General features: G+C 47.8%; 13 protein-coding genes. 6 read left to right on the forward strand and 7 right to left on the reverse strand.

The annotated features are described in order from the left end of the window. The first annotated feature begins 269 nt into the window (after positions 1–269). On the forward strand, positions 270–452 hold the full coding sequence (locus MA2_RS09905; protein WP_067059397.1) for a hypothetical protein: 183 nt from the start codon (positions 270–272) through the stop codon (positions 450–452). Between the two features lie 122 nt (positions 453–574). Further along, entirely contained in the window at positions 575–1,276 is a 702-nt protein-coding gene (locus tag MA2_RS09910) for an IS1 family transposase (protein ID WP_067059399.1), read from the forward strand. A gap of 354 nt (positions 1,277–1,630) precedes the next feature. Here the strand turns inward: MA2_RS09910 and MA2_RS09915 are convergent, their stop codons facing one another. Continuing rightward, on the reverse strand, positions 1,631–2,344 hold the full coding sequence (locus MA2_RS09915) for a nitrilase-related carbon-nitrogen hydrolase (protein ID WP_067059401.1): 714 nt from the start codon (positions 2,342–2,344) through the stop codon (positions 1,631–1,633). Between the two features lie 167 nt (positions 2,345–2,511). Here MA2_RS09915 and rpoN point away from each other — a divergent pair, with 167 nt between their 5' ends. Together rpoN and MA2_RS09925 are read left to right on the forward strand one after the other, a co-directional pair. Beyond that, positions 2,512–4,161, forward strand: a complete 1,650-nt coding sequence (gene rpoN, locus MA2_RS09920; RefSeq protein ID WP_067059403.1) for an RNA polymerase factor sigma-54 — start codon at positions 2,512–2,514, stop codon at positions 4,159–4,161. Positions 4,162–4,419: 258 nt separating this feature from the next. After that, entirely contained in the window at positions 4,420–5,655 is a 1,236-nt protein-coding gene (locus MA2_RS09925; protein ID WP_067059405.1) for a cation:proton antiporter, read from the forward strand. A gap of 76 nt (positions 5,656–5,731) precedes the next feature. On the opposite strand, the gene thiS is transcribed toward MA2_RS09925, so the two are convergent. The 4 genes from thiS to MA2_RS10960 all read right to left on the reverse strand — a co-directional run bounded on the left by thiS (position 5,732) and on the right by MA2_RS10960 (position 8,193). Then, positions 5,732–5,932: a sulfur carrier protein ThiS gene (gene thiS / locus MA2_RS09930; RefSeq protein ID WP_067059407.1), complete on the reverse strand. Its 201-nt coding sequence runs from the start codon at positions 5,930–5,932 to the stop codon at positions 5,732–5,734. Between the two features lie 30 nt (positions 5,933–5,962). Continuing rightward, positions 5,963–6,322 (reverse strand): DUF423 domain-containing protein, encoded by a 360-nt coding sequence (locus MA2_RS09935; RefSeq protein WP_067059409.1) that lies wholly within the window; start codon positions 6,320–6,322, stop codon positions 5,963–5,965. Between the two features lie 42 nt (positions 6,323–6,364). Beyond that, entirely contained in the window at positions 6,365–7,648 is a 1,284-nt protein-coding gene (gene rpoH, locus MA2_RS09940) for an RNA polymerase sigma factor RpoH (protein WP_172459196.1), read from the reverse strand. A gap of 134 nt (positions 7,649–7,782) precedes the next feature. Beyond that, a complete protein-coding gene (locus tag MA2_RS10960) occupies positions 7,783–8,193 on the reverse strand; it encodes a sulfurtransferase TusA family protein (RefSeq protein WP_079352182.1) in 411 nt (136 codons plus the stop codon). Positions 8,194–8,414: 221 nt separating this feature from the next. On the opposite strand from MA2_RS10960, the gene MA2_RS09950 reads away from it, so the two are divergent. Further along, complete coding sequence (locus MA2_RS09950; RefSeq protein ID WP_079352183.1) at positions 8,415–10,106, forward strand: M48 family metalloprotease; 1,692 nt, start codon at positions 8,415–8,417, stop codon at positions 10,104–10,106. Here the strand turns inward: MA2_RS09950 and yihA are convergent. Beyond that, the gene (gene yihA, locus MA2_RS09955; protein ID WP_079352184.1) at positions 10,103–10,801 is read right to left on the reverse strand and encodes a ribosome biogenesis GTP-binding protein YihA/YsxC; all 699 of its coding nucleotides are present in this window, start codon (positions 10,799–10,801) and stop codon (positions 10,103–10,105) included. The genes MA2_RS09950 and yihA overlap by 4 nt on opposite strands. A gap of 389 nt (positions 10,802–11,190) precedes the next feature. Between yihA and MA2_RS09960 the strand changes: the two genes are divergently transcribed. Next, a complete protein-coding gene (locus MA2_RS09960) occupies positions 11,191–11,859 on the forward strand; it encodes a c-type cytochrome (RefSeq protein ID WP_067059413.1) in 669 nt (222 codons plus the stop codon). Positions 11,860–12,180: 321 nt separating this feature from the next. Here the strand turns inward: MA2_RS09960 and tuf are convergent. Next, the coding region (gene tuf, locus MA2_RS09965) for an elongation factor Tu (protein ID WP_067059417.1) at positions 12,181–13,147 on the reverse strand (967 nt) is incomplete at its 5' end.

The following is a 13,147-nucleotide window of genomic DNA, read 5'->3' on the forward strand; positions in this document are numbered from 1 at the left end:
GAAAGTTTGCCTTCTTTTTTCTAGCTATTTTTCGCTTTTGATATGCTCTTACTCGCCTATGTGTTTGTTTTTTAAAGCTATTTTGTGGATGTTAGCGGAGTATTGTGATATATCATTCAATAAAATTGAATTCGATGCTTAAATACCTTTGATTTATATTATAGTCCTTTACACCTATGAAATTCTGAGAGAAAAAAATGAATAGAAAGCTACTAAAAATATCAAGCATATGTTACATATTTATTTTAACAAGTTGTACCAGTGTGAATATGGCAGAGCAAGAAGAAATGTACCAGAGGGAAAAATACGAAGAAAGAACTAATAAAATGTTAGGCAAGCCAAATAATTGCAAACAGAATTTTACTAATAATAATAATGTAGTGTACAAAGATGGACACAAAGTTCCTAACTTTTCTTATTTAACGCCAGATGGCGAACCTTGCTTACCTTGAAAACAGAATTCATTTTGTTGAAGTGGTATCTAAATTCTCTCTCATCTACGCTAAAATAAATGGTAGTGTTTCAAAAAGTATGCTGAAAAAAAACAGGCTGAAAAATCTGATAAAATAGTGAAATGCAAATTCTACTACACATCAAATGTCCAGCCTGTCTAAGTGACAGTATAAAGAAAAATGGTATCAAAAGCTACGGTAAACAAAACTACCAATGCAAAGACTGTAAAAGGCAATTTATAGGCAACCATGCTTTAACCTACAAGGGATGTCACACAGACAAAGACGGCAAAATACGTCACCTAATGGTCAGAGGTAGCGGTATTCGAGACATAGCCGAAGTTGAGCAAATTAGCTGTGGCAAAGTCTTAGCAACCTTAGAAAAATGCGACTACAAGATTATCCCTAAGCAAAACCAATACGACAGACTAGAAGTGGATGAACTTTGGACGTTCGTAGGTAAAAAGAGCAACAAGCAATGGTTAATTTACGCCTATCACCGTAAAACAGGTGAAATTGTCGCCTATGTATGGGGAAAGCGATACCTTAAAACCGTTAGAAAACTTAAAGCAAAAATGAAAGAACTGGGTGTCACTTTTGCTAGTATTGCCAGTGACACTTGGGATAGCTTTATCACAGGCTTTAAAGATTTTGTTCAAAAGACGGGTAAGTTTTTTACTGTAGGCATTGAAGGCAATAATTGCCGTATTAGACATAGGATAGGGCGAGCTTTTAGGCGAAGTTGCAACTTTTCTAAAAAGCTCAAAAATCACTATAAAGCCTTTGATTTAACGTTCTTTTATATTAACAATGGCTATGTTTAATGTCAGCATACTTTTTGAAACACCACCCGCTTATTTATCATTCGTTGCCGTAAAACCACCGACTTCAGGCGGTGGATATAAGGCAATTGTTAAATGCGATGAGTTTTGCTATACTCATCTCACTATATTCAATGTCTTACATTCCACAGTTAAGTTAAGACTAAATTGCGAGTACGCAGTAACTTAACTGGTAAGACGTTTCCAAACACACACTTAAGCTAATTCGTGTCTATGACAATCCTAACGGTAGGATTAGCTTAAAATAAGAACCTAAGATGTACGGTGTGTCGTACGGGCGGTTGCCATTGTCTTAGGTTTGCGGTGGGGCTTCACCGTCTTGCAGAAGGAATCCCCTCACTTTAGGGAGGGGAGGAAGTCAAAAAAAACGTGTTCACCAAACTGTCCACAGCCTGCCACCAAACATTGGCTATCAAGCGCGCGTGCCGTTAGCAACATCTGCCAATGCAGCCGTCCTGTCGCACGGGTAAATGCCGATGGCGCGGTAATCAGCTGTACGCCTGCCTCGCGCAGCCGAATGGCTAGATGTGCAAAGCGCAAATCATAACACACCATCAGCCCAATATTGCCAAGCTCAGTGGCTGCGACCGTCAGCGTATCGCCTGCCTCAAAGGTTTGACTTTCATCATAATTGCCTGTGGTGTCAGCCACTTGTGCTTTAAACAAATGAATTTTGTCATAACGGGCGATACAATCGCCTGCAGGGTCAAACAACAACGACACTTGGCGCAGCTTATCGCCAAAAATACGGCTGCCATCGGGACGATATTGACAAGGCAGCGTACCTGCCAAAAGATACACTCCATAGACACGGGCAAGTTGTCCTGCCCAGTCTTTGAGCGCATCAAAAAACGGTGCGGCAAGTGCCTGATTGCCAAAGCAAAATGCATTCTCGGGCAATACCACCAGACTAGCGTTGCTTGCCGCTGCCAGTTGCACCGCCGCTTCAATTTGGCATAAGTTGGTAAACAGCGTGCCTTGGCTGTTGAGCTCAGCTAAGGCAAGCGTTGGCGTATCGGATAGATGAGCGGACGAAAGCAAGCGCGGCATGATACACTACCTTAAAATGACAGGATAGCTCAAATTTAACACGATGTTCTACTGTACTAGAACCCACCCAATCACAACATAGTTGTTATGTATAACATCAATTACGTATGCAATAAACTGGTAAAAAATATTGCGCGCAACCTGACGTGTGCGCATAGGGCAGTGGCATGGCACTAAACGCCAACCTTAGCCAACGGCTGACCACGGGGCTAACGCCGCAGCTGCAACAGGCAATTCGGCTATTGCCAATGTCAAACCTTGAGCTTGCCGCTGAGGTGCAGCTCAAGCTTGACAGTAACCCCATGCTAGAGCGCGAAGATGAGTTTGCCGAATTGGACCCGCGCGATGACAACGATAGATTAAATAGCGATATTGTCGCCGACATCGCAGAATATGGCAACTTGCCAAACGATGAGCTGCTCGATTTACCGATGAATGTCTATTCTGGTTCGGCATTGGCTGGCACAGACGTGGCAGGGCAAACCGATGGCGATGATATACGCGCGGCTGATTATACAGCCGATGCCAGTGACTACCTGAGCCATGCCAGCTTTGCGCCTGAGGACTGGAGTGATGAACCCGACGCTGATGACAGCAGCGGCGATTATGCTGGGGGTGTATTGGGGCAACACGCCGAAGCAAACGCAGGACAAACGCCTACCACGCCAAATAACTTGCAAGACCATGTGCGTTGGCAAATGAATTTTAAGCGGCTATCGGCGCAAGATCAATGGCTTGCCGAACAGCTGATTGACAGCATGGATGAACGAGGGTTTATCGCACTGTCTAGCGATGACTTGTGGCACAGTATTCAGACCACATTGGCGTTTTATCAGCGTACCGATATTGATATTGAACTTGCTGACATCGAAGCGGTAATCAAACGCATTCAGACGTGCGAGCCGCTTGGCGTGGGTGCGCGCAATTTGGCAGAATGCTTGGCACTGCAACTGGCACGGCTGCCAGCCGATACCCCATATCTGTCTGAAACGCGCACGCTATTGTCACAGCCGATGTATCTTGATCAGCTTGCCAACAATCAGCTACCTGCCTTGCTCAAAGCCACGGGACTGACCGCCGACACCCTAAAAGGCGCGTTGGCATTGCTACGTACACTAAGCCCAAATCCTGCGGTGGTGTATGAACAAAACCTGCCGCACGCCACGCTCGAGGATGGTTATGACATCCCTGACGTGTTGGTGATGCCCCTAAAAACCCACACCGATGCGCCCACGCGCTGGCAAGTCATCTTAAACCCCGATACCTTGCCAAAACTGCGTATCAATGGCTATTATGCCAGTTTGATTCGCCGTGCTGATACCAGCGCGCAAAACCAGTACTTAAAAGATCAGCTCAACGATGCGCGGCTATTCATGCGTGCCATTGAAGAGCGCAACCACAACCTGCTCAAAGTCGCCCGTTGTATCGTGCGCCGTCAGCAAGGATTTTTTGAGCACGGCGCGACAGCGATGCAGCCGATGGTGTTGCGTGATGTTGCCGAAGAGGTGGATTTGCACGAATCGACCGTATCACGCATTACCACCAGTAAAACCATGCTCACACCGCGTGGCTTGTTTTCGCTTAAGTACTTTTTTTCCAGCCAAGTCGGTGCTGAGGGCGAGGGCGTATCCTCAACCGCGATTAGCGCGCTGATCAAGCAAATGATTGGAGAAGAGGATCCCAAGCGACCGCTGTCCGACAGTGCAATCGTCAAGCGTTTGCAACAGCAAGGCATCCAAATAGCGCGGCGCACAGTGACCAAATACCGCGAGGCAATGGGTATTGCCGCATCAAGCGTGCGCAAACAACGGCTTTAAACGTGTGTTATTTTAGACCCTACGTCTAAATCAACCACACACCCAAGTCATAATAATTCTTACTTGTCAAAAAATTCCTACAATTTTATATAAATTTGGTATTTGCAAACTTTTTTTTAACGTTATGCTTGTCACCTGTTTACTGGCTAGCTGTTGTGTTGCGTTCGATGCATGGTGATAAAAAGCTGCCATCCATCCACTTCCTATGTGTTTTCAAAAATATAAGCCAAAATTCACCCATTTGATAAGGGTTAATTGATGATTGAATATTACAATCTGTTACTGCTGATGGTTGGGATCGCGTTTTTGTTTGGCGCGTTTTTTGTGTATTTTCCCAAAAAATTGCCCGTGTCACTGCCGATGATGTTGGTAGTGTTCGGTATGTTGATCGGCTATTTCGTCAAAGGTTTACCTGCATTTAACCCACTCAATTACAGCGTGGAGATTGAAAAAGTCACCGAATTGGTGGTGCTGCTGTCATTGGTTGGCTGCGGTATCAAGCTTGACAGTCCACTGCGCTGGAAGACGTGGCGACCTGCCGTGCGTCTGTTGGCGGTCACGATGCCGCTGTGTATCCTTGCGATGGTCGTGATGGGATATTATGTGTTTGGCTTGAGTATCGCAGCGGCGGTGCTGCTGGGCGCGGCGTTGGCGCCCACCGATCCTGTACTGGCGGCAAGCATTCAAGTTGGGCCGCCCAACCAAAACGAAGATGAAGATGTGACGCGCTTTAGCCTAACTGCCGAGGCAGGGCTGAACGATGGTTTGGCGTTTCCGTTTGTATTTTTGGCATTGGCACTGGCGACATCGGCAAACCAAAACCAAGGCTTTGATTTACATGACTGGCTGCATTGGTTTGGCGTAGATGTGGTGTGGAAAATCGGCGCGGGCGTGGGTGTTGGTTTTTTGGTCGGTAAGTTTTTGGCAAAGTATTTATTTTCTCAAAAAAATCCAGGCTGCGTACAGCAAGGCTTTATGGTTATTGCCTTAATGCTCATTTCGTATGGCTTGTCTGAATTGGTGCACGGTTACGGCTTTTTAGGCGTGTTTATCGCGTCACTGACGTTTCGCCGCCAAGAGGTAGACAACAAGTACCATGAAAAACTGCACAACTTTGCCGAGCAAACCGAAGGCTTGTTTATGGCATTGGTGATGGTGTTTTTGGGGCTGCTACTGGGGCAGATTTTTGCCAGTTCGGCAAATGTGACATGGCAAGTGTATGTCGTTAGCTTGGTGTTCTTGCTGCTTGTACGCCCGATTGCTGGCGTGTTGGGGCTGATTGACCTACCCATGAGTTGGAGCGAACGTCTGGTGACAGGTGGGCTTGGGATTCGTGGCATCGGCACGTTTTATTATATCGCATACACCATCAACCAAGATTTGTTTAGCGCCAATGAGGAGATCAAAATTTGGGTGATTTGTGTGGTTACGGTGGCATTGTCCGTGTTTATCCATGGCTTGACTGCCAACCGTTTGCTCAAAATGACCAAATAGACCGATTGTAAACCAACAAAAAAAGCAGCCGTCACGCTGCTTTTTTGATGCATTTTTGGCAAAAATAAAGCAAAACCTAGCCGCCACCGACTGCCTGCACCACCTCAATCACCATGCCATCGGTCAAAGTCACGTTGGCTAGTTGGCTTTTTGGCACCAATTCACCGTTGATTTCTACCGCAAAGCGACCTTGGGTTTGTGCCATTTCATCCAAAAATAACTGTAAATTTTGGTGCAACGTCTGCATGACGCGCCCGTTTAAACTCACCTGTGGCATACTGCCTCCTTAAACAACTCAACCATACCCTCAATAATTTGCCGCAACTGCCCATGCCAGCCACAGCCAAGCGACGATAAAAAGCGTGCCGCCAATCGGCGTAATCGCACCCAACCAACGCGGCATACCCAGTGCCATCAAATACAACGATCCTGCAAACAGCACAATGCCAAACTGCATCAGCCAAGCCACCGATTTGGGCGCAAGCTGCAAGCGTATCAACACAGCAACGATCAGCAGCCCAAGCGCGTGATAAAAAAAGTACTGCGTGCCGGTATGCCACCAAGCCAACTGCTCAGCGTTCAAGCGCGCCTTAAGCCCGTGCGCGGCAAACGCACCGCTTGCTACTGCGATTGCCAAATTGATGCTTGCGACACTTAACCAATTCATGTTGTGAATAACCCCAATGATTAAATGACCTTACAATGGCGATTACGGTTCCAAATCCAATTGCAAATGCGTGTTGGCAAGCATTGCCTCACGGATTTTATCCATAGCGTTCTTCTCAATTTGGCGTACACGCTCAGCAGAGATATTGTACTCAGCGGCAAGCTCATGTAGCGTGGATTTTTGCTCATTGAGCCAGCGCTGCTGCACGATATCGCGTGAGCGGTCATCCAAAGTCAGCATCGCCTCTTGCAAAGCGGTGTTGTTGCTTTGCTCCCAGTCCGCGTCTTCCACCAAATCGGCAGGATTGGCCTCATCTTCTAAGTAATATTGCGGCGCGTAGCGTCCTTCGTCTTCATCGTCACTTTGTGCCTCAAATGACGCATCATATGAGGTCAAACGGCTTTCCATCTCAAGCACTTGTTTGACGGTGACATTAAGATCTTTGGCAATCGCTTCGGCTTCTTCAAGCGTCAGCTGGTTGTTGGTTTTTTTCAGCGAACGTAAATTAAAAAACAGCTTGCGGTGCGCTTTGGTCGTGGCAACCTTAACAATACGCCAGTTGCGAATGACAAATTCATGAATTTCCGCCTTAATCCAATGCACAGCAAACGACACCAAGCGTACGCCTTTGTTGGGGTCAAAGCGTTTGACGGCCTTCATCAAGCCCACGTTGCCTTCTTGAATTAAATCGCCCTGTGGCAAGCCATAGCCCGAGTAGCTACGCGCAATGTGAATGACAAAGCGTAAATGCGACATGACAAGCAGCCGCGCCGCCTCCAAATCACCCTCATCGGTGTAGCGGTGGGCAAGCTCTTGCTCTTGTTCTGGCGTTAAAATCGGAATCTGATGGACAGCGTTGATATACGCGCCCAAGTTTACACCTGGTGCGGTCAGTGCGGTAGGCATAGCAGGCACGATCGCCTGTGCTGCCGATAAAGTCGGCAAGTTCTCTGCCGTGGTGACGCGGCGTGATTCTTTACTTGACGCGGTAGAACGGCGTTTGTGCTTTGGTGCTTGCCCAAATTCGTCCTCGTAGGCTTCGTCAAATTCGTCTAGCAATTCATCATATTCACCATCGTTCAAATCATCGGCAAAATCTGCCGAGGCAAACGTTTTGGCATCATCGTCCTGCGCACTGTAGGCATCAAAATCATCAAGATGATCCGCATCATCGCTATCATCTTCTAAATCATCAAGTGGCGCATCATCGGGGATGGTATCCACCTGCTTAGCACTTGCACGCCGTTTGGATGGTTTGGGCGCAATGTGGTCATCGTCGGTTAAAGTCGCTTGAGCGGTGGTTTTAGCAGAAGTCTTGCGAGCCATAATCAGCCTAAAAATTATAAATATTTAAAATAGTTTAAAATAAACAATGGGGTGGGCGTTGCCTATCGATAAAGAAAATACAACCAGAAGTCAAAAACAGTATGCCCTAAACACTGGTGTTTGATAAGTGGGATTTAGCAATTTTTGGTTATCAACAAGTGAATGATTGTAGCAGCGTTTTGCCCATTGTGTGCTAAGGTGGTATCAGATGCAGGCGTATGGGCAATCACCAGGCCATGCCCCGCCATACGACAAAATGCGCCAATGTCGTGCTCACTGTTTGGGTCGGTGGCGGTGAGATACACGCAATCACCGCATGCAGTGGTTTTGAGGGCGATTTTTAGCTTCAGTAAGGGCAGGGGGCACGCCATTGTCTTGCCATCGATGTAATGCTGCAACACCGCGCCTGTAGGTGCGCTCAATCCACTGCCGTGCGCGGTATATGCCGTCAGCGCGTGCTTCAGCGCCTGCCAATCTTGCGCAAAATCAGTTTGCTTGGCAAGCGCGTCAGCAACGCTAGGTAGGTTGGCAGCTTGGTCGGTCATACGGGCAAATTTTCCTTTAAAGCTTGTTGGGAAAATAAATTTTGCAATTAACGCTTTTTGAAATCAACGCCAAAGACGCAATGGTTGATATCGCCATTGGTAAGCTATGTTACAAAAATCGGCTAAACTGTGGCACGGGCGCAAAATCGGTTATGCTATGCTATCAATCACTCATTGTTACTATTTGCAATATCTAATCAACACCATGAGCGCAATTGCCAATGTCTAAATTTAAGTCTTGTTGCTATCTTGGTGTATTAGCCGTCAGTTGGGTGGGGGTGATGGCGCATGGTGCGGTACTGTCGCCAACGCTTACACCCAATACCAGTCCAAACCTGTTGGGCACTTTGCATACCCCGCATACCCCGCCGCCTGTTGCGCGTACAATTATAACCCAGTCTGTTGAGTCAGTTCCATTTCAGCGTGTAACCTCAACACCAACGCCCAATGCATGGGCAAGGCGCCTGCCAGAGATGACCAGTGGTGAAGGGTTTATCAGTCAGCAACAAAACCGCCAACTTGGTGAATGGGCCTTGCGCCAAATTTATCATGACGCGCCGTTGATTGATGACCCATGGCTGCAATACAGCCTTGAGCAATTGTGTTGGCAGATGAACGCCAGCGTGCGCCGCGAAGCACCTTTGGCGTTGGTGGTGATCAATGAGCCACAAATCAACGCGTTTGCCGTGCCCTCGGGTTTGATTGGGCTAAACGTCGGCTTGTTGGATAAAGCGCGTAACATTGATGAATTGGCAAGTGTGCTGGCGCATGAGATCGCCCACGTCAGCCAACGCCATTTTGAACAGCGCAGCGATGAGAAAAACAAACAACTTGCCACCCAAGTCGGCGGCTTGTTGGCAGGTTTGTTGGCGGCAAAGGTCAGTGATGGTGATGCAGGCGCAGCGGTGATGATTGGCACGCAGACCATCAGCGCCAACCAGATTGCAGCGTTTAGCCGTGCACAAGAGCGTGAAGCCGACCGCGTGGGTATGCAAATCATGGCGCAGACGGGTTATGACGTGCGCGCGATGCCAAGCTTTTTTGCACTGCTCAATCAGCAGCATCCCATGCCCACCAAGCGTTTGATACCAAGCTTTGTCATGAGCCACCCCTTGACCGCGGAACGCTTGAGCGAAGCCACCGACCGCGCCCGTGCGTATGGCGCAACCACCACCACCCAACAAAAAACCGCCGACTACGCCACACGCAACGCCCTGTTTGACCAAGTGCAATGGCGCGCACGCTATTTAGCAAAACTGACTAACCGCGCCGAGCTGATCCAAGCCGTCAATAACAACGCGCGTAATCTACAAAACGCCAATGGCGCACGCCTCGCACTTGTCATGAGCTACCTTGACACGCGCGAATACGCCGCCGCAAGTCATGTTCTTGCGCCCTTACAGCCGATGATCGCCAATTTGTCTGATCCATTGGCGGTCATGGTTGCCGCAAGCCTAGATGAACGCCAAGGCGATGTTCGCGCCGCGCTTGATCGACTCACTCGTCTAAGCCGTCTGCTACCCGAACGCCGCGATGTCAAATACGCGCTTGCCGACGTGTATTTGCGCCAAGCCCCAAGCCGTACCAACGCGCAAGCTGTGATGGATTTGATGCTACCCATCAGCCGCCAGTATCCAACCGACTTACACGTGTGGCAAAATTTGACCCAAGCCAGTGAGCAGCTAAGCAAGCTGTCCACAGGTAGCCAGCAAACCTTATACCAAGCCAATACCTTACGCTACCGCGCACAAGTTGAATATTGGCACAATGACTTGACCCAAGCCGTCACCTCATTAAACCAAGCCAAACGCCTTGCCCAAACCTTACCCAGTACGCAAGCCGCGCCTGTATTGGCCAGCATTAATCAACAAGCCGAGCGCGTGCAGGCTGCCCACCGCTTTAAACCGTCTTAATCGCGCACATGATCCTGCACACTTTCACCCACTGGTGAAAAATCCAACCAATTTGCCAAAACTGCTGCCAACGCATCGATGCCTTGTTTTTTGTGCGCTGAAAACAACTGCACGCTGCTGGCAAGGCGCAGCTTATCCAACTCACGCTTGACTTGCAGTAACGTATTCTTACTGGCACCAAATGGCAGCTTATCCGCTTTGGTCAATAACACATGCACAGGCAAATTGCCATCATGCGCCCAGTGTAGCATTTGGCGGTCAAAATGCGTCAACGGATGGCGAATATCATTGAGCAACACCAAGCCAATCAGACTTTGGCGCGACACCAAATAACGCTCAAGCTCAGTTTGCCAATCTTTTTTTAAGCTCTCAGGCACCGCCGCATAGCCATAACCTGGTAAATCGACTAACCGCTGCTCACGCTCACCCATATGAAAAAAATTAATCATCTGTGTGCGCCCTGGCGTTTTTGACGCGCGCGCCAGTTGGCGTTGGTTGGTGATAGCATTGATACAAGACGACTTGCCTGCATTTGAACGCCCTGCAAACGCCACCTCGCGCCCTGTGTCAGGTGGGCATAACTTAAATGTTGGTGCAGACAGCAAAAACTGGCATTGCTGCAACCAGCGTCGGGTGGCTGCCTGCGCGTCAGCGTTGGTGGTATCAGATAGGGGAGAGAATTGAGCGTCCGTCATGGTATGCTACTACGCAAAGTTTTAAAAAAATTGGCACTATTGTAGCAGGTCTGGGCGGTTTATGGCATAATAATCCCTTAAAGTAAATGTTGAATTGCAAACACATGACCACGCTGAGCAATTTTTTAAGCGCGATACTTGGCTAAGATGACAGATAGATGTTTGTCATGCCACCATTGTGTAACAAATAATGCGGTAATTTGTCTCAACAATTGCTATAATAGTCGATAACCTTTGTAACCTCGGCGTATGGTACGACACATTGCCCACCATCACGCCACAGTGCCAGTAGGCGCGTTTTGCTTGACTAACCTAAATGCCTACGTACCGACTGCAAGCTGATTGTTGCCAGCGATTTGACCCAGCGATTTGAATAGGAATCGTGAATGATGAAAAAAATAATCACCGCGGCAAGCCTATTGTTGGCAAGCCTAAGCATCCATGCCGCGCCAACTGTGCCCAAATATGACATTGCTGCTGGCAAGGCGATTGCCGAATCAGTATGCGGTGCGTGTCATGGTGTTGATGGTGTAAGTACCGTACCTGCCCAGCCAAACTTAGCAGGGCAAAACGTTAAATACCTCTACAAACAATTGACGGACTTCAAAGCAGGGCATCGTAAAAACGCCATCATGTCCGTGCAAGCGTCTAACTTAACCGACCAAGACATGGCAAACGTCGCAGGTTATTATGCCAGCCAACCACGTTGGGGCGTAGGTTATGCCAATCCTGAAACCGCCTCTGCCGCGCAAAAGTTGTTTTATGGTGGAGATAGCTCACGCGGTGTGATTCCTTGTGCAGGCTGTCACGGTGCTAAAGGTAACGGCAATGACTTTGCCGCTTTCCCCCGTATTGGTGGACAGCACAGCGCCTACATCGCAACGCAGCTTAAACTGTTCCGTGCAGCAGGGCGTGATGATGACGTTTCGGATCCCACCCAATTACGCATGAATGACTCTGCCAAAAAAGGCGAAAAGGGCATGATGCAAACGGTTGCCTCGCGTCTATCTGACCATGATATCAAAATTTTGGCAGACTTTATCAGCGCAGTACACTAACGCATCTTTTCAAACAATAAAACCCAAGTTTAGACTTGGGTTTTTGCATTTTTTCTCTGTAAAAATACATGTGATCGGCATAATATTAGCGTGCATAGCTTTATAAAAAATTGGTCTATTGGCGCATAACGAATTTGATAAACAAAAATTATCCTTAAAAAAAAGCACAACCCACAGTATTTACTTGTAAGTAATTTAGTTTGTCAGGTGATTTAGTAGACTTGGCTTGTTGCAAGCTACAAAAACAATTTTTAACAACCAGATATAAAAAAAAGAGCCACCAACAGGCAGCCCTTTTTTAGGTGTATGACCTAAGTGCAATTACGCAGTTACTTCAGAAACCACACCAGCACCTACTGTACGACCACCTTCACGAATCGCAAAGCGCAAGCCTTTGTCCATCGCGATTGGGTGAATCAATTCAACGCTCATCTCAACGTTGTCACCTGGCATTACCATTTCAACGCCTTCTGGCAAAGTGATCGCACCAGTTACGTCAGTGGTACGGAAGTAGAATTGTGGGCGGTAGCCATTCAAGAATGGAGTGTGACGACCACCTTCTTCTTTTGACAACACGTATACTTCTGCGTCAAATTTGGTGTGTGGTTTGATTGAGCCTGGTTTTGCCAAGACTTGTCCACGTTGTACTTCTTCGCGTTTGGTACCACGTAGCAAGACACCACAGTTCTCGCCTGCACGACCTTCATCTAGCATTTTGCGGAACATTTCTACACCTGTACAGGTGGTTTTTTGGGTTGGTTTGATGCCGACAATTTCGATTTCTTCACCAACTTTGATGATGCCTGATTCTACACGACCTGTTACAACGGTACCACGTCCAGAGATTGAGAATACGTCTTCGATTGGCATCAAGAATGGTTTGTCAATCGCACGTTCTGGTTCTGGAATGTAGCTGTCTAGGGTTTCTAGTAGTTCTACAACAGCTGGTTCACCGTATTTGCCATCATTGCCGTTTAGGGCTTCTAGAGCTGAACCTTTGATGATTGGGGTGTCATCGCCAGGAAAGTCGTAGCTTGATAGTAGCTCGCGTACTTCCATTTCAACCAGTTCTAGTAGCTCTTCGTCGTCTACCATGTCACATTTGTTTAGGAATACCATGATGTATGGTACGCCTACTTGGCGTGATAGTAGAATGTGCTCACGTGTTTGTGGCATTGGGCCGTCGGTGGCTGATACGACTAGAATCGCGCCGTCCATCTGGGCTGCACCGGTGATCATGTTTTTAACATAGTCAGCGTGCCCTGGGCAGTCTACGTGCGCGTAGTGG

This window comes from Moraxella atlantae NBRC 14588, from assembly GCF_001591265.1.
In the GTDB taxonomy this organism is placed as follows: Bacteria; Pseudomonadota; Gammaproteobacteria; order Pseudomonadales; family Moraxellaceae; genus Faucicola; species Faucicola atlantae.

Excerpts from the sequence above, each read along its gene's own strand:
- MA2_RS09935 (WP_067059409.1), bottom strand. The coding sequence starts at position 6,322 with ATGAATTGGTTAAGTGTCGCAAGCATCAATTTGGCAATCGCAGTAGCA.
- MA2_RS09915 (WP_067059401.1), bottom strand. The coding sequence starts at position 2,344 with ATGCCGCGCTTGCTTTCGTCCGCTCATCTATCCGATACGCCAACGCTT.
- rpoN (WP_067059403.1), top strand. The coding sequence starts at position 2,512 with ATGGCACTAAACGCCAACCTTAGCCAACGGCTGACCACGGGGCTAACG.
- MA2_RS09910 (WP_067059399.1), top strand. The coding sequence starts at position 575 with ATGCAAATTCTACTACACATCAAATGTCCAGCCTGTCTAAGTGACAGT.
- MA2_RS09925 (WP_067059405.1), top strand. The coding sequence starts at position 4,420 with ATGATTGAATATTACAATCTGTTACTGCTGATGGTTGGGATCGCGTTT.
- MA2_RS09960 (WP_067059413.1), top strand. The coding sequence starts at position 11,191 with ATGAAAAAAATAATCACCGCGGCAAGCCTATTGTTGGCAAGCCTAAGC.
- rpoH (WP_172459196.1), bottom strand. The coding sequence starts at position 7,648 with ATGGCTCGCAAGACTTCTGCTAAAACCACCGCTCAAGCGACTTTAACC.
- yihA (WP_079352184.1), bottom strand. The coding sequence starts at position 10,801 with ATGACGGACGCTCAATTCTCTCCCCTATCTGATACCACCAACGCTGAC.
- MA2_RS09905 (WP_067059397.1), top strand. The coding sequence starts at position 270 with ATGGCAGAGCAAGAAGAAATGTACCAGAGGGAAAAATACGAAGAAAGA.
- MA2_RS10960 (WP_079352182.1), bottom strand. The coding sequence starts at position 8,193 with ATGACCGACCAAGCTGCCAACCTACCTAGCGTTGCTGACGCGCTTGCC.
- MA2_RS09950 (WP_079352183.1), top strand. The coding sequence starts at position 8,415 with ATGTCTAAATTTAAGTCTTGTTGCTATCTTGGTGTATTAGCCGTCAGT.
- thiS (WP_067059407.1), bottom strand. The coding sequence starts at position 5,932 with ATGCCACAGGTGAGTTTAAACGGGCGCGTCATGCAGACGTTGCACCAA.